Raw genomic sequence first — 18,399 nt, forward strand, 5'->3', positions numbered from 1 at the left:
TTACAGGCAGGTACAGCAATCTTATGTTCACAATCTTCATCGAGTATTACCTTTATATAGCAGGCAACAATTCCAGGTATAAAAGGATAAAGCTTGAGAATCAAGATAATGAAGAAAAAACAATAAAACTCTGTGGTTCTCATATTGGAACATATAATATTATCCAAAAAAAAGATGGAAAAGAATTTTTTGCACTATTGGTTAAGAAGGCAAAGTATAATTTCCGCGGAGATGATTTTTGTGATAGCTGGATAGATGGAAAGCTTTACTACAATACAGACACTCCGTTCGAGGAGGTTAAATTAAACACTACAGACGATGTTGAAAATGTGTCTACTATTTCCCATAATCAAGATTCAAGAATACCTGGGGTTCTAGCAACGCAACACTTAAGAAAAAGCTAACTGACCCAGGAAAAGTGAAGAGAAAGTTAGGAATGTTTTTACAGAAAAGACAATACTAATAAGAAGATTTTATTTAAAATATAAAATTATTATAAATTTATTTCCAAGAAGTTATGCAAGAGATCTAGTGAGTAGCTGGAGCTAACTTGAATACATCTCACCCGTTTGTAACTCAATGAACCTGAAAGAATCAACGTAGCTATCAAAATTGTTTCGATCTACGTCAGTTATCCAAGTTTGGCATTGAATACTTAATATTTCCTCTATCAACACCCTCCTATAATGCTCATCCAGATGAGACATTATATCGTCAAGGAGAAGAAGCGGTGCCTTATTGTGGTGAATACACCTTGCTTTTACACTGGATAAGATGATAGAAAGCAGCAATAACTTTTGTTCTCCAGTAGAGCACAAATTTATTGGTATATCTCTTCCTTGGTAAAAAACCTGAAATTTATCATTGTTCACACAAAAGGTTACTCTACCGGTTAACGAGTCTTTTTCTCTATTTTTCTTTAGACGATTCTGAAAATATTCTGCAGTATCGCTTGAAGTTAGCTGGCTGCTGAGTTTTAGACTCGCTTTTGGAAAAAACTCAGTGGACTGATTATCAATTATACCTTGCAGTATTTTTAAAACAGATAGTCGCATACGTAATATATTGACTGCATTAACAGCCATAACATTTTCAAGACTAGAAAGCCAGTTCTCGTCCAAAATGTTCTTCCTTAGCAGTTTACTCCGCTCGTGTTTGGCTTTCCTATATTTTATGTAGCAGTAAGTATAATTTTCTTTAAACAATGAAACTATACGGTCTAAAAATTTTAACCTATCACTTGGAGAACTAAGAAGAATGTAGTCCATTTGTGGAATTAGCCATATCACATTGGATATTCTATACAGCGATGGATAACCTGATTGCATTTTCCCATCAATTTGTATTAGTTTCTTATTAAAGTTCTTTGCAATACCGATTGAATTGAAATCTACTCCATTAAAGAACCCATAGTGCACTGTCCAATTTTCATTACTGAATTTGTTTTGCATCTCACTAGCTTTTGCTTTTTTCATTCCATTGCTTTTAGCAAGCAACGAAATCGCTTCGAGTATATTAGTTTTGCCGACACCATTCTTGCCAATTACCACAACCGAATTGTCACTTGAGTCCAGTTCAAAACTTGAATGGTTACGAAAATTATGTAATTGCAGCTTTTTTATGTAGCAATGGGTAGCCATTAGCCTAGATGTTTTTTTTAATTTATATTCTCCTTACTTCCTCTAGAACCTCATCAACATGTCCACTAACTTTTACATTTTTCCAGATCTTTGCTACTTTACCCTTTTTATCTATTAAAAAAGTAGTGCGTTCTATTCCCATGTACTTTTTACCAAACATGCTCTTTTCTACCCAAACACCATATTTTTCTAGCATTTCAGCATTTTCATCGGAAACTAAATAAAATGGTAGAGAATATTTTACTTTGAAGTTAGCGTGGCACTTAATACTATCTCTTGATACACCGATTATCACTGTATCAAGGAGAGAAAAGTCATCTATTTTATCTCTAAAGCCTTTTGCTTCCATAGTGCAGCCTGGAGTGTCATCTTTAGGATAAAAATAAAGAACTATATTTTTTTTATCAAAGAAATCACTCAATGATAAGTTTTCACCGGAATCTGTTGGTAAGTTAAAATCAAGAGCATTATTTCCTACTGCTAATTCCATATCCCGCTCCGTTAATAATATTTGTATGATAGTATATTATAGTCAGAGCTTCTAAAAACTCCAGTTAAAAATCAATCAAATCCTCACATGTTTGCTCTTCATAAGAGAAGTTTAACGTTACCGTAGTACCAAGTTTTGCTTCACTTTTAATATCGAAAGTTCCACCCATTAGCTCTACTAGTTTTTTGCTGAGTGGTAACCCGATGCCCGTACCCTCGTTTCTATATCCTGAATCTGCTTGGCCAAAAACAGACATAACTTTATATATGTCTTGCTGCATTATTCCTATTCCATTGTCATGGAACTCAATAGTTAGTAAGTTTTTTTCTATATTCTCTTTAATTACCATTCTTATTAGGCCATCCTTTGGGGTAAATTTGATTGAATTTGATAATAAGTTTATTATAACTTGTTTCATCCTCTTGGGATCTGCAATAACTAATAATTGTTTATTGGGTATCTCCTTTTTTAAACTAATTCCAGTTTCTTTTAATTTGGGTGATAGCATATTCAAACATGAATCTATTATTTTATTCAGGTTAAACTTCACTTTTTCTACTGTTAAACTGCTTGCTTCAGCTTTTGAAAAATCGAGCACATCGTTAATTAAAGCAAGTAAATGTGTCCCTGCATTATATATATCGTCTGCATACTCCTTGTATTGAGCATGATCCATCGAACCTAAAGTTTCATTTTTGATCAGCTCTGCAAATCCAATAATAGCATTAAGTGGCGTGCGCAGCTCGTGTGTAACGCTTGCAAAAAACTTTAACTTGTTTGCATTTTCTTGCTCTAACGCCTCTTTCATCTGTTGTAATTCGATATTAGTTTTATGTTGCTTAGCTAGCACTTGGGTATTGGAAAAGTGCAAATAAAACATTATTAGTATTAAAATTACTAATAATAAGCCCACGAACGTTAAAAATAGGCTATATACCATGACATAAGAGTTATTGTGTTTTTGAATGATCTTTAAAAAGAATGATGGCTTAATGTCACCTTCATGAAATATAGGAAAAGTAGAAACTAGTTTATTTCCTGTAGTATAAAATATCTCTTGGTTGTTTAGTAGCCTATCGATTTCATCATCTGTAAGTAACTGTTCATAATCGTGATCTTGGGTGTTAAAGTAACTGAACATTATTCTGCTATTTTGATCATATAGTATTAAACTCAAGTTCTTCACTTCGCTAACCGATTGTAATAATTCAGCACGTAGCCTTATCAGTTGGTTTATGTAATCAAAGTTCTTGTATTTTATTTGGTGCTTTTCTATTAGTAAGTAGTGATACTTTTTTATTATGCTATTTTCCAGTACACTTTTTAAGCCTATACTTGAGTCACGATAAGAAGAAAGAAAGTTATTCCTTAGTGAATAATTAAAATATATCACACTAAATAAAATCAAAAAAATTGATGAGAATAATGCGATAACTTTTGCATATCTATTTTTCTCTAGTGCAGAAAGTGTTAGTTTACTTAGTTTATACATATCCTTCTCATTGTGAAATAACGACTTTTATGTTATTAATTAAAATTTAGCATACCATACTTTTATGACAATTTCTCCTATCTTGCCAGTTTATTCTCCTATTAATATAAATTTTTCTTATGGCGAAGGTATTTATTTGTATGATGTTAATGACAAGCGTTACATAGATTTTCACTCTGGGATAGCCGTTAGCAGCTTAGGTCATGCCAATCCGCAATTAATTAGCGCTCTTAAATTGCAAGGAGAAAGGTTATGGCATGTATCAAATATCTATAATATATCTGCTGCTAACAACTTTGCAGAAAGACTAAAGGACAACAGCTTTGCTGATACTGTATTTTTCACAAATTCTGGATCAGAAGCAGTAGAATGTGGGCTTAAGATTGCTAGGGCCTATCAAAACGGAAAAGGCAGTAAAAATCGCTATAGAATTTTAACATTTCATGGTGCATTTCATGGAAGAACATTTTTAACTTGTGCTACAAACGATAGACAGAAATTTTCTGAACTACTGAATCCTTATATTGATTGGTGTGATAATGTTGAGCCCAATATTGAGAGCGTAAGAAAAGCAATCTCTAATAGTATAGGCGTTATATTGATAGAACCAATACAGGGACAAGGTGGTATTAAAGTAATGGATGAAGTCTTCATAAAGGAGCTGAGGAAGCTGTGTGATGAAAACGACATATTGCTATTTTTTGATTGTGTACAATGCGGTGCTGGTAGAACAGGAAAATTATTTGCATATGAACATATAGGAGTAGAGCCTGACATATGCTCTCTTGCAAAAGGAATAGGAGGAGGGTTCCCGCTAGGGGCTTGTCTTGCAACCGAAAGGGCTGCTAAGTATATGGCAGTTAGCATGCACGGTTCCACTTTTGGTGGTAATCCACTTGCAACTTCAGTAGGCAATGCTGTGGTTGATGAGTTACTCAGCTCCGGCTTTTTGGAGAATGTTGAAATTAGAGGCAAGTATTTGAAAAATAAATTAGAAGGTCTGGCAAGTAAATTTCCAATGATAGAAGAAGTAAGAGGAAATGGGTTAATGCTGGGGATAAAAGTGAAAATGAATAGCCAGAAGTTTGCAGAAGAACTAAGTTATCATGGTTTACTTACTGTTGGAGTAACGTCAGACAATGTTGTAAGAATTTTGCCTCCACTCATCATCACTGAGAAGGAAATCGACGAAGGCATTGAGATTCTGACTCAATATTTATCTAATACCGATTCCAACTACACAGAAAGCTGGTAGACAACATCTTAGGCTAAGCAAAGGTACTAGGCAAAACTCTGCTTAGAATACACTTTTACTGCCACAACCTTCACGAACTACACAGTTAAAGTAATACATCAGTAATTCTGTATCGATAACCTTCTACTACTCCACATTTAACATGAACTGAATTCATTTTAGAGTTGGGAGCTTTAGGCTTTCTTGATTGTTTCACTTTTGTATCAGAGTCATAGTCGGAATCATAACTTGACTTGCATTTCTGCCTTATTCTTTCTACATTAGCACCGGAAGTTTTTCTAGTATTAGCCTGTAGTTCCCCTTTTCGACCTGTTGTTATATTAGCTTCTGATTTACGTTTATTTATTTTTTCTTCCCACCGATTTTTTTATCTTTTACTAGCCCGTGGTAAGTGCCAGAATCAGCTTTTATAGATTTTGCTTTTCTTTTTGATCTTTTTGCAGCAAGATCCACTGTGGCATATATAGGTTCTTGCTTTGATGACCAATCGATTTTTCTGTATTTTACACCCTTCTGCGCTAACGTAGAGTGGATTCTTACACTCTTTGTTATCAAAGATTTCCTCATATGTAGACTTTCGCTGTGTTGCATACCTTATCTACACTGGAATAGCCACTATCAAGTGAATTGTCGTCCCTTCTCAAATGATTTATTTCTTCATAAATGTGTTCGTCATCTATAAAGTGATCTATTTTCTCATAGATATGTTTATCGTCTTGCTTCTGTACATCTTGTTTTGCAGCAAGATCCACTGTAGCATATATGTGTGGTGAATCAATTGATTTTCTCTGCTCTCCAAGCTCTTTTATGCTAGAGTAGCCACTACTTAGTGAATCATCATCTCCAAAACCATCTACTTTCTTATAGATGTGCTAGCCATCACAGGTTGTGTTTCAATGTTCTTGGCAGGTATTTCTTCATAAATATGATCCGATTGCAAGGAGTGTCTTACGTTTTCCTTTATCGGTGGAATATACCTTCCTTCAATATCCATGTTGTCTGTGATATAATACTCAGAACCTCTTACCAACAAAAATTGTACTATAGGGTGAGAAATTATTTCCTCTGGCAAATTTTTCGATAGATCGACTGATAAACCTTTTGAGGTAGTCAGTTTTTCCGTAGCGTGCATTATAGCATTTTTGTTGTTCTTATCTAGCGAGTTAACATCGGCTCCAGCGTTGATAAGTAATTCTATCATGTCGTAATTAAGGTTTTCTACAGCCAAGCACAAGAGCATCGTTTAAGTGTTGATTATCCTCCCTACTATGGAGAGGTCACTTTTTTCTAGCAGACAAGAAGAGTTTACTCGACGCATCAAAGAGACCTAGAGTAAATTTCACAACTCTCTTGTTGTTGTATTTAGTAGCTTGAACTAATAAGTTGCTTTTGATACCAATTGGTTATACCTCACTGTTTTATGGACTCTAGAAATATTTTACCTTACAGCAATTGGCTTTTTTTAAATTCGATGGTATTTTGGTAGGTTGTATAGCCAGGTTAGGTCTTATGTTCAAAACAAACATGGTTCAGATAACTAAAATAATATATCAAGGTACAAACTTTTGTGAAATTGCTAAGTATATCTGTAAAGTTTTATAAATTTTAGTCTTGCTTCCACCTGACGTATAGGTACTTCTTCGCTTATGCTTTTTGAGTTTACGGCCATGTTCAACAGTTTTAAGTAAAATATTGCAGCATTTTTGAAATCTGAAAGCTTATCTAGAATAACAGCTAGGTTATAGACATAAAAAATGTTGTTTTGATCAAGAGAAGTTGCAGCTATCATGTACTCCTTAGCCTTTGCATAGTCCTTCTTTTTTATATAGGTCAGACCTAGATTTGCCAATAAGGGAGCACAGTTTTTGTGTATATCATACAACTTCAACATTTCACTTAACGCCAGATCAGGGTTATATTGTGAAATTATCGTCAGAAAATCCTCTAATATATAAGAGTTACTAGGGTATTCTTTTAATAGTCTTGTGTAGATCTCTATAGCCTTTTCGTATTCTTTATTGGCGTAGTAAATGTTTCCCAGTCCGATCAGAGCGTTTTTATGATAAGGAAATTTTGCAGTGACTTGGTTAAGGAAAGAGATGGCTGCCTTATTATCTCCAGATTCAAAGGAATCTTTTGCTTTTTTTAAAATGGAGTGTATGCTAAAGTGCTTGCCAGAATTCTGTGCAACTTTGATATTAAACTTATCACTTTTTTTTTCAATAACGTCAAAGTCTTTACATTTTTCATCAACTTTTATGTACTTAGCAACGTTATCAAAGACTCTTCGTATCTTCCAATCCTCATTAGCATGAGCAGTGGGAAAACTTAGTAAAACTATAGAATAAATTAATACCCAGATAAATACAGCTCTTGGTATTGTAGAGTTGGAGACACGGATTGATGTCATTCCGGCACGTAACCAGCAAATCTCACTTTCCTGAATTATGCGTAACATGGTATAAATTTATAAACACTGACTTAGCTATCTCATATAATAATAAAGATAGTATTAATTAGAGGCGAACATATATGTTTACTCCATTTTGCAGCATGTACGCAATTAAACTTAACACAAGAGTATAAGCAGCATTCTACTAGCTAATTTTGCATAGCCCTATTGCAATTCAATCAATTGGCGTATAAGCTTTAGATAAAGCCTATGAAAAAATGGAAGCTTGTTATTCGTTTGACGATATACTACTCTTGCCAGCATATTCTAATATATTGCCTTGTGATGCAGATACGAAAACTTATTTAACAAACAGCATAGAACTCAATATCCCTCTGATATCTTCTGCAATGGATACTGTCACTGAATCAGACTTTGCAATAGCTATTGCCCAACATGGTGGGATAGGTTGCATACATAAAAACTTATCAATAGATGAGCAAGTTTCAGAAGTCAGAAGGGTAAAAAAATATGAAAGTTGGATCGTGTATAACCCAATCACGATTTCTTCAGATAAAACAGTTGCGGAAGCAATTTCATTAATGAAAAAGCACAATTATTCTGGCATTCCTGTGGTTGATCAATTTAAATTAGTGGGAATTCTAACTAATCGGGATGTGAGGTTTATTGAAGACCAAAACATGGGTGTAAAAGTTTCTGAAGTGATGACAAAAGACAAGCTAATTACAGTGCGGGAACAGGAAGTGAATAATGCCTCAGCAATGAAATTGCTGCATGAAAATAGAATAGAAAAACTTCTGGTCGTAGATGAAAATTCTTGTTGTATAGGTCTAATTACGGTTAAAGACATTGAAAAATACAATAGATATCCCAATTCATGTAAAGACAGTAAAGGGCGGCTCAGAGTTGCTGCTGCAGTTGGCACCGGCAAAAAGGATGGCATAGAAAGATGTGAAGCTTTAATTGGAGAAGAAATTGATGTGATTGTTGTGGATACCGCTCACGGTCATTCTGAGAACGTTATTAACGCCATTAGAGAAATAAAAGCGATGTATCCAAGCACGCAGCTAGTAGGTGGCAACATTGCCACAAAAGAAGCTGCCGAAGCATTGATTGATGCAGGCGTTGATGCAGTTAAGGTTGGCATAGGGCCTGGATCAATCTGCACAACTAGGATAGTTACAGGTGTTGGTGTGCCACAATTTTCTGCAATTCAAAATGTTGCAGAAATGTGTAAAGCAAGAAAAGTAAGATTAATTGCTGATGGTGGGATAAAATACTCAGGAGATGTTGCAAAAGCTATTGCAGCTGGAGCTGATTCTGTGATGATAGGTTCACTTTTTGCAGGCACTGACGAAAGTCCAGGCGAAATCATCATGTACAAGGGCAGAGCATACAAAGGCTATCGAGGAATGGGGTCTATCAGCGCAATGGAACGAGGTTCAGCAAGCCGTTATTTTCAAGATAAAGGCTCAAAACTAAAATTAGTTCCACAAGGAGTAGAAGGAAGAGTTCCATTTAAAGGTCCAGCTTCAGGGGTAATCCGTCAATTAATTGGCGGGTTGCAGGCTGCAATGGGGTATACTGGTAATAGTAGTATAGAAGAGATGAAGAAAAACTGCAAATTTGTTACTATTACTGCATCGGGACTAAGAGAGAGTCATGCCCATGATATAATTATTACACAAGAAGCTCCAAACTACGCTTATCAAGCATCAAACTTACCAGCTGATCCAGAGTAGATCCTTTTTTCAATGTCATTCAAGCAGCTGACACTAGGATTCAAGATACTACTTTAGTAATAAATATTTGAGAAACTTACTAAGCAGAAAAAAAGGCAAAAAAAACCTGCGGTAGAAGCTACTCACTCTCTAATCTTAAAAATTGGCGTACTATACTGTCTTAAACGACTTATAAGCGCGTTTCAGCTTGCGTAGGGAAAAACCTCTAGAAGTCTAGGTGAATTTAATAAAGACATAAGGTATAGATAGTGCAAAAAATAAAACATAAGAGGCCAACCATAATACTCTTGTTGTTTAATCTGCATAGATGAAGATAACTGAATACCCCCCAATTTCATGGTAATAGTGTTGAAAGAATTTGTCAAGTGGTTTTTGTTCTGTTTCTGGCTAGTGTTATGTGCTGCCTTAGGTCCTTAACTTAGATCCAAAGATCCTAGCGCGCAGATATTTTGACTCCACTAGTATATAAATTGGCGTGGCTTTTCCTAGTATAAAGCAATGCAAGTCCAATATTGTCTACGCTAGAGCGCAGTTCGCCTATTTCTTCATTGTTCTCATTTGTTACTTTAGTACCGATATTTGGAAGCGCGTTATTTCCCTCAACAAGGTAAAGCTTTCTTCTGAATGTTTCTTGTCTGCTCATTCGATTTACAACTTCCTGGCCTATATAACACCCCTTATTGAAGCTTATTCCGTTGACCTTATCGATTAAATATTGCAGCGGAAATGACGAATTCTGCACCATATCTCTTGCTCCGTCTGGAACGAGGTTTTGAATTCTAACTTTTTCGTACTGAGTAAAATCTCCCCCTGGCTGCTTTATTTCTCCCTTATGCATGATCCTCATTCCCAAAGATTTGTGCCTTGGATCTTGGAAAACAATGTCATTCCAGCGCGTGACTCTGGAATCCAGTAGATCTGGTGCTATTTTAGTATGTGAAACTGGCTGGATTTCAGTGTCCGCTGCTTGGATAACAGGGAGAGGTTCAATATGCTCTGTATTAAACAAAACCCCAATCTTATACAATGAACTAACGTCTTTAATCTTCACTCTCAGGTAAGTTTTAAGCAAGTCTAGTTTCTCAATTATTTGCTGCAAGTACATATTTTCGCATTCCAAAAGGATACACTCACCACATCCAATCAGGAAAAAATCGTATAGGTACTTTCCCTGAGGGCTAAGCAATAGAGAGTAAATAGCCTTTTGGTTATCTAACTTATTAATGTCATTTGTTATAATACCCTGCAAGAAATGCCTCGTGTCTGGCCCGTATAAAACCATTACACCACGGCTTTGTAATGGTATATAACTCATATAATTTCTGTCAGTAAACCTAAATTTTACTATATAATATTAGGTACACCTTGTCTTCTTATATTTTACAAGTCTCAGCCCTTGAAATCCAACTTGCAAGTACATATATAAGCTTATAGGTTAATTTGTTGTTATTGATGAGGAAAAACAAATGTCAAGTATAAACTTAAGTGTATTGGATGATAGCGTTCTGATTAAGCCTATCAGCGAAGAAAAACAAGGTGGGATCGTGCTTCCATCAAGTGCTGAAAAGAAACCTACTAAAGGTGAAGTTATAGCAACCGGTGAAGGTTCACGCAATTCAAGTGGTGAACGCATAGCTTTAACTGTAAAAGCCGGTGATAAAGTGTTTTATCGGCAATGGGCTGGTACGGAGATAGAGCACGGCGATGAAAAGTTTATAGTAATGAAAGAGTCCGATATACTTGCTATCATTAAGTAGCAGCTTTTATTTTTACTAAACTAAAACAAAGCACAACATAGTGCATTGTGAGTGATTTTATTATAGTTTTCTAAATTTTTTTATTAATAAGAGGTGATAAAATGACTAATGTAGTAGTGTCAGGTGAGCAGTTGCAAGAAGCTTTTCGTGAAGTTGCAGCAGTAGTAGATTCAACAGTAGCAGTGACTGCAGGGCCTAGAGGAAAAACAGTAGGGATTAACAAGCCCTATGGAGCACCAGAAATTACAAAAGATGGTTATAAGGTAATGAAAGGTATCAAGCCTGAAAAACCATTAAATGCTGCAATAACAAGCATTTTTGCTCAAAGCTGTTCTCAATGTAATGATAAAGTTGGTGATGGTACAACAACGTGCTCAATACTAACTAGTAACATGATAATGGAAGCTTCAAAATCAATTGCTGCCGGAAATGATCGTGTTAGCATTAAAAACGGAATACAGAAGGCAAAAGATGTAGTATTAAAGGAGATTGCATTGATGTCTCGCACAATTTCTTTGGAAAAGGTAGATGAAGTAGCGCAAGTTGCTATTATCTCTGCAAATGGTGATAGAGATATTGGTAGTAGCATTGCTGATGCTGTTAAAAAGGTTGGAAAAGAAGGTGTGATCACTGTTGAGGAAAGTAAGGGTTCAAAAGAATTAGAAGTTGAGCTTACTACTGGTATGCAGTTTGATCGTGGTTATCTTTCTCCGTACTTCATTACAAATAATGAAAAAATGATTGTGGAGCTTGATGATCCATATCTCTTAATTACAGAGAAAAAACTGAATATTGTTCAACCTCTACTTTCTGTTCTTGAAGCTGTTGTTAAGTCTGGTAAACCCTTACTTATTATTGCAGAGGATATTGAAGGTGAGGCATTAAGCACTTTGGTTATCAACAAACTGCGTGGTGGTCTAAAAGTCGCTGCGGTAAAAGCTCCAGGCTTTGGTGACAGAAGAAAAGAGATGCTTGAAGATATAGCAGTTCTGGCAGGTGCTAAGTACGTCATAAAAGATGAGCTTGGAATCAAGATGGAAGATCTCACTCTTGAAGATCTTGGTACCGCTAAAAATGTTAAAATTACTAAAGACAATACCACAATTGTCAGTGAAAATAGCGACTCTAACAGAGTAAAAGCTAGAATCGAACAGATCAAATCGCAAATTGAAACTTCAACTTCTGATTACGATAAGGAAAAGCTAAGGGAGCGTTTAGCAAAATTATCGGGCGGTGTTGCTGTGCTTAAAGTTGGTGGAGCAACTGAAGTAGAAGTTAAAGAGCGTAGAGACAGAGTTGAGGATGCACTGCATGCAACAAGAGCTGCAATTGAAGAAGGCATAGTCCCTGGTGGTGGAGTTGCACTTCTTTACACTTCATCTGTTCTCGATAAGCTAAAAGGTGGAAGTGATGAGGAACAGATAGGTATAAATATTATTAAGAAAGTCCTCAGCGCTCCTATCAAGAGATTGATCAAAAATGCTGGTCTTGAGTTTGCTGTTATAATTGATCATTTGATTAAACAGAATGATAAAGAGCTTATATACAACGTTGAGGCTATGAATTATGCCAACGCATTTACTGCAGGTGTTATTGACCCAGCGAAGGTGGTTCGTATTGCTTTTGAAACAGCGATATCTGTTGCAAGTGTACTGATTACTACTGAATCTATGATAGTTGATGTACCAAACAAGGATGAAAGCACTTCATCCCCTATGGGTGCAGGTGGCATGGGTGGAATGAATGGGTTCTAAGTAAATGAAACTGTGGAGCAAGTGAGTTTCTTGCTCCACTGGTATCTCTATAGTTTTTGAAATCTCATATTTTACTGTGTGCTAAAGGTAATGTGCGTAGTGCTTTTTACAAAAAGGCACTACTTTTTTTTCCTTATCCTTTTCACTTCTCTATACTACAATTATCTAATAACAAAAGGCAGCACAGAAGACCCATAGGGTAGGTGTCTCTACATTAGTACCATATTATATTAATAAATAATTTACATAATATTGTTTGTTATAATAACTAAAATCTAAATTTTTTCTTTATATGTAGGGTAGAACTGCCTTTATGAAAATATATGTACATTTAATATTGTTTTTGCTTTTTTTGCACTCAACTTCATGCTGACGAAGAAGTTGCAAAATTTGATTTGCTTATTGGTAAGGTAGATGAAGCAAACCTTACTCTTAGAGGTGCAATAAAGGTTACAATAAGACCAGGTTGGCATATATATTGTAAGGACCCTGGAGATTTTGGTCTTCCCACTTCTTTTGATTGCAAGGTCAACATATCAAATATAGATATTTTTTGGCCTACTCCAAAAGAACATAAAGACAAAATAGGGAGAGCGACATTTTGTCAGTAACGTATACAAGAATATAGTATTATTTCCCTTCAAAATGAACGTGCTTCTAAGCCGAGGGTATATTGACCTTAACTTTCGTATAAGTTATGCGATATATAAAGACAAGTGCATCTCTAAAAAGGCTGAGATAAAAGCCAGAAAGCCACTGAAGAACTTTGTTGACTCTGCTGCTAATGGACTCATAAATGAGTGGTACGAAAAATAGAGCTTATATAGTGTTTGTAACGTAACTTCTTATGAACAATAAGTTAGGGTATTTTCAATTTTTGTTGTATACTCAAGTTAAAATGCTTGCCTTCAGCACGTAGATGGATATAGTAAAGTTTGCTTTATTACTGCCAACAATATTACTTATACTAATCGCTGGTGTTTATTTGTCAGTTAAACTAAAATGGCTACAGATATTTAGATTGCCGTACGCCCTTTCACTCATTGGAGCCAAAAGAGGAGAAAATAAATTTTCCTCTACAGCTGCACTATTTACAATCTTAGGGGGAAATTTAGGAGTAGGAAATATTTCAGGAACTGCTGTTGCCCTAAAAACTGGAGGACCGGGCTCTATTTTGTGGATGGCAATAATTGTTGTTATCACTTCTGCCATAAAATATGTCACTTGTTATCTGAGTATAAAGAACAGAAAGAAAAAGAATGGACGGTTTATAGGTGGCCCTATGGCCTACATGGCTGATGCATTCAACTCTAGAAAAGCCACAATTGCGTTTCTAGTCATTATGATGATAGTCTCGATAACCGTTGGTAACCTTGTTCAGGTAAATTCTCTATCAATACCACTTGGCATGATAGATGTACCTGTGATTACTGGTGGAATCACAATTGCCATAATATTTTTTGTTGTTGCAGCTCTCAGCTTAAAAAAAATTAAAATTTTCATATCAGCTATGATACCGATAATGACGCTAAGTTACCTAACGCTTTGTGGTATTATATTATTTAAGTTTAATGAAAATATTCTTCCTTCTCTAAAACTAACAACAAGTGGCTTTTTTACAACTGACAGCTTTAACTTTGGTTTATCTCTAGGTTTAATTGTGGAAATGTTGACTATTATTCAAGTGGGGACTCTGCGAGGTATCTTAGCAACAGATATAGGGCTTGGCCTTGAAGGCATTGTGCACTCTTCAATTGTTCCTAAGAAAAATAACAATAAATTTATCATTGAACAGAGCCTAATCACAATAATATCACCTTTCATAGTTGTATTCGTAGTATTTATTACAACAATGGTACTGCTTGTCACGGATTCTTGGATCACTGATTTAGAGAGTACTAACATGTGCATCTTTGCTTTTAGGAAGGCAATGAATTGGCCTTATATTGACTACTTAATCATAGCCATAATGTTTTGTTTTGCCTTTACTACTATTTTTACTTGGTTTTTTTGCTCAAAACAGACAATACGCTACATGTCTATGAATGACAAATACACTAAAATCTGGATTGTAATTTTTACCGCAATCATTCCACTTGGCACAATAGGCAAAGTCCAATTGCTATGGGATGTTGCTGATATTTCGATAGCCGCTTTGCTGTTTATTAACATACTTGCTATACTAAGGCTAACTTATCAAGATCCAGAAGTGTTTACTATGAGCGGCAGATATTTGAAATTAGATGCATCAGCCAAATTGCCATCTGAGTAATACAACCTCTTTTAATAAAAGTTCAACTAATTTCCATGATAATTATATTAGCTAACAAGCTAAAGGCATAGGGTTATTAATGAGGAAGAATATGAGGATTGAAAATATACAACAAGAACTCAGCTATTATGGATTCACTCAAAATTTTTCGTCTTTGTTCAAAGAGATAAAAGAAGATAAAAATCTTCCATTTTTATTTAATGAAGCAAAAGATGAGTCAATTTACAACACCGTGGTTGGTTTTTACGCAGTAAAGTTTTTAATAGAACGTGGCACCAATAGGAAAAAAGATGAGGTTTATGAAGTTCTGCAAAAAGAGCTCGGCAAAATAAAGAAAGCTGAACAAAAGCTTGAAGATAAAACTAAACAAAAGCTCGAAAGTGAAGTTCAAAAAAGATTGAAAGATTATATTGAGGGTGGTGTTAAAGAGAATGGTGTTAAAATATACGGTAACCACGCAAGTATTACGCTGGAAGGCAACAAAAAAGAATTCAAAATCAGCGAATTTTTAAATAGTGATTTTTGTCAGAAAAATGGAATCTCCGGACTTTCAACCTTGCATAGCAATGGAAAGAACGGAATGCACTGTTTTATTGCGGAGGAAGGGGGAAGGAGAATAAGGCATTATGTCGTAACCGGTGGTTCATACGAAATGACGCTAAATTGGTATATGAATGGAGAAAAGTGTACTATCAGAATCAATATTGATGAAGATGGTGTAGACCTTGTTGAACCTAATGATGTTACAGAGCAATTAAAAAAGCAATTAGAAGCAAACAAAGACGTAAAAATAGGCGGTTTATTCTTGCACCAAATACAATTCAGGGAAAAAGGAAAAGGACAAGAGAATGAAGTGCAAAAAAACAGTCAATCATCTGAAGCTTTTATAGGGAGTAATAGTCAAAATATTAGTGTTCAAGAACATTTTGGACCACAATTTAACGGCAGAAGGCAGTCTTACGATAGTAAAATTGGAAAAGATTTTGACGATAAAACTAATTCTCAAAAAGCTGAAGAAAAACGTAAGCTTAGACAAGCGGCACGAGAAGAAAATTCAGGAGATAAAGTTTATAATCTTCAATCGTCTTTTGAAGAGAATTCTCAGAACAAAAAAACTCCTCCTCCACCGCCACCTAGAACTAGTTCACTCAAAAAAGGTGTTTTTGATGAGCAAGGAAAGAGTACTTCTACCAAGTCTATGGGCCAAAACCAAGATGGTGGACAGAGAAATGAGCAAGAAAATCTAACACTTAAGGTCCAGCAACAGCCTAAAACCCAACAGCAAGGAAAAGTGGAAGACTTATTTCAAGACATCAGAAATTTCAAGAAAAACAACTTACGGAACACTAATGTTAATGATAGAGAAGCATCAATTGCAAAAGATAGGAAAGATAACCAATCACCGTTGGAGATATTAAAGGGCAGAATTCCTTATTCACCTTCTCCAGATCCAGTTATATACAATGATAATCGAGGTGCTAGTGATGTTGAGTGGGGTGGTAGAAAAATTAGAGAGGAAAATAACCAGCCACTTTCTGCTTTAACAACCAATAGTGTAAGTGACTCTGGCTATTCATCTCCAATTACTGACCAAAGTCGATCTCAAATAGATCCTGAATATTTGAGCAGTAAACTTGAGAAAGAGAAGTTAAATCGCCAAAGGAAAAACAGAATACCAAAAGAGCATGGAAAAAATAGTAAGGATCACGATAGTGAAACTCATACGGTGTCAAGTAGGCTAGTTGAGAAAGAGTCAAGAAATACTCAATTTGCTAGCCCAGCCGATCAAGCAATGGATGAGCTAAGAGAAGTGCTGAAAAAAACGGATAAAGGGTTAAAAGAACCAAAACAACAAGTTACTGAAAGAAGTATTCTTAAAAATTCATTCTCAGAAAATATTTTACAGAAAATAAAAAAAGACAAACCAATATACAAGTGGTTAAAAGACAAGATTAAAGGCAAAGAAAATAATCAAAATTTGGATGTTCTAGAGGAAACATTATCCAAAAAAAGTGGTCAAGGTAATATTATAGAGAAAAGAGGAAATGATGATGGCAAACCCCTACCTCCAACTAGTACTGGTGGAAATACGTATGTCGGTGACACTCAATTACAAAAAGGTTCTTATAGAAGTGGCCAGGAACTTGAAGAAGAAGAGAGGAATTTTCAAAAAACAAAAGAAGCATTAGAAGAAAGGAGGAAAAAAAGGTTAAATAATTATAGAAAAATTGACAAGGATATTAAAAAGGTTAGTTTTGATACACAAGAAAAAACTCAACCTAATCATATAAATGACCTAACTTCATTTAAGGAGTTTAAACAAAGATTAAGTCAAAAAAGCTGTGGGTTAAAACAAGTCAACCCTAAAGTACGCTATGTTAGTTCACAGACTAGAAAATACCTAACAGAAGCTGGAATGCTAAAAGACAGCTCAACAGATGTAAGAAGAGTGGTAGAACGAAAAAATGCCGATACTAATCTGACTATAGATAAAAATAGCGAACTGCCTAAATTGCTAGCAAGAGATAAAGAACAACTGAAAACAGGGGTAATAGAAGCAGAAAAAGAAGATACTTTAGTAGAACATGCTAATGGTCATGATCGCAATAGAATTGCGCTAGCAAACAGGAACAGAAAATTACTTTGGACTGAATATGCTGCTAAGCAGCAAGCTAAAGAGACTAAAGATATTTTAAGATAAATTAAGGTTAAAATAATTACTCAGCAAACAATAGGTTTCGTGTAATGGTAATCCTATAACGGAAGAGTAGGAGCCGCGTAAGAACAATACAAACATTCCAGCAAGGCCTTGTATATTGCACCCCCCTGCCTTGTTTTTCCACTCTCCTGATGCTAAATAATATTTAATTTCCTGTTCACTGAGACGTTTAAATTTCACTATCGTAACCACGGTTCTAATATGTTGTTTTGATCGATTGGGAGTTAATAGGCACACACTGGTGTATACTCTATACCTTCTTCCTGATAACAGACGAATACATTTTTCTGCTTGCTCAACGTTTTCAGCTTTGAGCAGTATCCTTCTACCGCAAGCAATAACTGTATCAACACCGAGCACAAAATAATCTGGACTTGAGCTTTGTATTTTTTCAGCTTTACTCTTTGCTATACGGATTGAGTAATCTTTTGGAAGTTCCTTTTTTAAAGGAGTTTCGTCTATGTCTGCTGGCAAAGTTAAACCTGGTTTAATACTTATTTGTTTTAGTAGGGCTATACGCCCGTCTGACGACGAAACGAGAATAAGATTATCTAGAGATCGTTCTGTCACTTGTACCTTTAAGTCTTCTAATTATTCTACCCTTTTTCGCATTCCTATCGTAAATACTCATCTCTACCAACACTCTATCTCCGATAACAATGCGTATTTTACTTCTTCTGACTTTTCCTGATACATGACAAATTACCTCATATTCGTTGTCTAGCTTCACTCTAAATTCTGCTGCAGGTAATAAAGCAGTTACTGCCCCTTCTACCTCAAGAATTGTTTTCGATTTCTCGTCTTTTACCATTTGCTATTTATAATTAAACAACCCTTGTCAGTCTACCACAGATCTTAAAGAATA

At 35.3% G+C, this 18,399-nt stretch carries 18 protein-coding genes; 8 read left to right on the forward strand and 10 right to left on the reverse strand.

What is annotated here, in order from left to right; genetic code table 11:
- Positions 1-404: hypothetical protein (locus tag IHO40_RS01490; protein ID WP_225536423.1), on the forward strand; the 404-nt coding region annotated here is incomplete at its 5' end.
- A 141-nt stretch (positions 405-545) separates the two neighbouring features.
- Here the strand turns inward: IHO40_RS01490 and recF are convergent.
- From recF to IHO40_RS01505, 3 genes are all read right to left on the reverse strand, one after another.
- Entirely contained in the window at positions 546-1,640 is a 1,095-nt protein-coding gene (gene recF / locus IHO40_RS01495) for a DNA replication/repair protein RecF (protein WP_225536424.1), read from the reverse strand.
- 22 nt (positions 1,641-1,662) lie between these two features.
- On the reverse strand, positions 1,663-2,130 hold the full coding sequence (gene bcp, locus IHO40_RS01500; protein WP_225536425.1) for a thioredoxin-dependent thiol peroxidase: 468 nt from the start codon (positions 2,128-2,130) through the stop codon (positions 1,663-1,665).
- A 64-nt stretch (positions 2,131-2,194) separates the two neighbouring features.
- On the reverse strand, positions 2,195-3,622 hold the full coding sequence (locus tag IHO40_RS01505) for a sensor histidine kinase (protein WP_225536426.1): 1,428 nt from the start codon (positions 3,620-3,622) through the stop codon (positions 2,195-2,197).
- 64 nt (positions 3,623-3,686) lie between these two features.
- On the opposite strand from IHO40_RS01505, the gene IHO40_RS01510 reads away from it, so the two are divergent.
- Positions 3,687-4,877 carry an aspartate aminotransferase family protein gene (locus IHO40_RS01510; protein WP_225536427.1) on the forward strand — a complete coding sequence of 397 codons (1,191 nt, stop codon included), beginning with the start codon at positions 3,687-3,689 and terminating at the stop codon, positions 4,875-4,877.
- Between the two features lie 342 nt (positions 4,878-5,219).
- Here IHO40_RS01510 and IHO40_RS01515 read toward each other — a convergent pair whose 3' ends face one another.
- From IHO40_RS01515 to IHO40_RS01530, 4 genes are all read right to left on the reverse strand, one after another.
- A complete protein-coding gene (locus IHO40_RS01515) occupies positions 5,220-5,444 on the reverse strand; it encodes a hypothetical protein (RefSeq protein WP_225536428.1) in 225 nt (74 codons plus the stop codon).
- Positions 5,441-5,629, reverse strand: a complete 189-nt coding sequence (locus IHO40_RS01520) for a hypothetical protein (RefSeq protein WP_225536429.1) — start codon at positions 5,627-5,629, stop codon at positions 5,441-5,443. The genes IHO40_RS01515 and IHO40_RS01520 overlap by 4 nt, the downstream gene beginning before the upstream one ends.
- 101 nt (positions 5,630-5,730) lie before the next feature.
- Positions 5,731-6,117 carry a hypothetical protein gene (locus tag IHO40_RS01525; protein ID WP_225536430.1) on the reverse strand — a complete coding sequence of 129 codons (387 nt, stop codon included), beginning with the start codon at positions 6,115-6,117 and terminating at the stop codon, positions 5,731-5,733.
- Positions 6,118-6,453: 336 nt separating this feature from the next.
- Entirely contained in the window at positions 6,454-7,335 is an 882-nt protein-coding gene (locus tag IHO40_RS01530) for a tetratricopeptide repeat protein (RefSeq protein ID WP_225536431.1), read from the reverse strand.
- A 212-nt stretch (positions 7,336-7,547) separates the two neighbouring features.
- On the opposite strand from IHO40_RS01530, the gene guaB reads away from it, so the two are divergent.
- The gene (guaB, locus tag IHO40_RS01535; RefSeq protein ID WP_225536432.1) at positions 7,548-9,032 is read left to right on the forward strand and encodes an IMP dehydrogenase; all 1,485 of its coding nucleotides are present in this window, start codon (positions 7,548-7,550) and stop codon (positions 9,030-9,032) included.
- Between the two features lie 433 nt (positions 9,033-9,465).
- Here the strand turns inward: guaB and ygfZ are convergent, their stop codons facing one another.
- Entirely contained in the window at positions 9,466-10,347 is an 882-nt protein-coding gene (ygfZ, locus tag IHO40_RS01540; protein WP_225536433.1) for a CAF17-like 4Fe-4S cluster assembly/insertion protein YgfZ, read from the reverse strand.
- Positions 10,348-10,507: 160 nt separating this feature from the next.
- On the opposite strand from ygfZ, the gene IHO40_RS01545 reads away from it, so the two are divergent.
- The 5 genes from IHO40_RS01545 (at position 10,508) to IHO40_RS01565 (ending at position 17,516) form a co-directional block, all read left to right on the forward strand.
- Positions 10,508-10,789 (forward strand): co-chaperone GroES, encoded by a 282-nt coding sequence (locus tag IHO40_RS01545; RefSeq protein ID WP_225536451.1) that lies wholly within the window; start codon positions 10,508-10,510, stop codon positions 10,787-10,789.
- 101 nt (positions 10,790-10,890) lie between these two features.
- A complete protein-coding gene (gene groL / locus IHO40_RS01550; protein ID WP_225536434.1) occupies positions 10,891-12,543 on the forward strand; it encodes a chaperonin GroEL in 1,653 nt (550 codons plus the stop codon).
- A 395-nt stretch (positions 12,544-12,938) separates the two neighbouring features.
- Complete coding sequence (locus tag IHO40_RS01555; RefSeq protein ID WP_225536435.1) at positions 12,939-13,154, forward strand: protein-disulfide reductase DsbD domain-containing protein; 216 nt, start codon at positions 12,939-12,941, stop codon at positions 13,152-13,154.
- 308 nt (positions 13,155-13,462) lie between these two features.
- Positions 13,463-14,815, forward strand: a complete 1,353-nt coding sequence (locus tag IHO40_RS01560) for an alanine:cation symporter family protein (protein ID WP_225536436.1) — start codon at positions 13,463-13,465, stop codon at positions 14,813-14,815.
- A 91-nt stretch (positions 14,816-14,906) separates the two neighbouring features.
- Positions 14,907-17,516 carry a hypothetical protein gene (locus IHO40_RS01565; protein WP_225536437.1) on the forward strand — a complete coding sequence of 870 codons (2,610 nt, stop codon included), beginning with the start codon at positions 14,907-14,909 and terminating at the stop codon, positions 17,514-17,516.
- On the opposite strand, the gene IHO40_RS01570 is transcribed toward IHO40_RS01565, so the two are convergent.
- A complete protein-coding gene (locus IHO40_RS01570; RefSeq protein WP_225536438.1) occupies positions 17,508-18,104 on the reverse strand; it encodes a Maf family nucleotide pyrophosphatase in 597 nt (198 codons plus the stop codon). The two genes, IHO40_RS01565 and IHO40_RS01570, sit on opposite strands and share 9 nt — an antisense overlap.
- Positions 18,082-18,345 (reverse strand): translation initiation factor IF-1, encoded by a 264-nt coding sequence (gene infA, locus IHO40_RS01575; RefSeq protein ID WP_225536439.1) that lies wholly within the window; start codon positions 18,343-18,345, stop codon positions 18,082-18,084. Before infA ends, IHO40_RS01570 begins: the two co-directional genes overlap by 23 nt.
- Positions 18,346-18,399: the final 54 nt, after the last annotated feature.

Source organism: Wolbachia endosymbiont of Mansonella ozzardi (assembly GCF_020278625.1).
Classification (GTDB): Bacteria; Pseudomonadota; Alphaproteobacteria; order Rickettsiales; family Anaplasmataceae; genus Wolbachia.

Bases quoted from the DNA above. Each gene is read 5' to 3' on its own strand.
- infA (WP_225536439.1), bottom strand. From the start codon at position 18,345: ATGGTAAAAGACGAGAAATCGAAAACAATTCTTGAGGTAGAAGGGGCA.
- IHO40_RS01505 (WP_225536426.1), bottom strand. From the start codon at position 3,622: ATGTATAAACTAAGTAAACTAACACTTTCTGCACTAGAGAAAAATAGA.
- IHO40_RS01530 (WP_225536431.1), bottom strand. From the start codon at position 7,335: ATGTTACGCATAATTCAGGAAAGTGAGATTTGCTGGTTACGTGCCGGA.
- bcp (WP_225536425.1), bottom strand. From the start codon at position 2,130: ATGGAATTAGCAGTAGGAAATAATGCTCTTGATTTTAACTTACCAACA.
- groL (WP_225536434.1), top strand. From the start codon at position 10,891: ATGACTAATGTAGTAGTGTCAGGTGAGCAGTTGCAAGAAGCTTTTCGT.
- IHO40_RS01510 (WP_225536427.1), top strand. From the start codon at position 3,687: ATGACAATTTCTCCTATCTTGCCAGTTTATTCTCCTATTAATATAAAT.
- IHO40_RS01515 (WP_225536428.1), bottom strand. From the start codon at position 5,444: ATGAGGAAATCTTTGATAACAAAGAGTGTAAGAATCCACTCTACGTTA.
- guaB (WP_225536432.1), top strand. From the start codon at position 7,548: ATGGAAGCTTGTTATTCGTTTGACGATATACTACTCTTGCCAGCATAT.
- recF (WP_225536424.1), bottom strand. From the start codon at position 1,640: ATGGCTACCCATTGCTACATAAAAAAGCTGCAATTACATAATTTTCGT.
- IHO40_RS01525 (WP_225536430.1), bottom strand. From the start codon at position 6,117: ATGCTCTTGTGCTTGGCTGTAGAAAACCTTAATTACGACATGATAGAA.
- IHO40_RS01560 (WP_225536436.1), top strand. From the start codon at position 13,463: ATGGATATAGTAAAGTTTGCTTTATTACTGCCAACAATATTACTTATA.
- IHO40_RS01565 (WP_225536437.1), top strand. From the start codon at position 14,907: ATGAGGATTGAAAATATACAACAAGAACTCAGCTATTATGGATTCACT.
- ygfZ (WP_225536433.1), bottom strand. From the start codon at position 10,347: ATGAGTTATATACCATTACAAAGCCGTGGTGTAATGGTTTTATACGGG.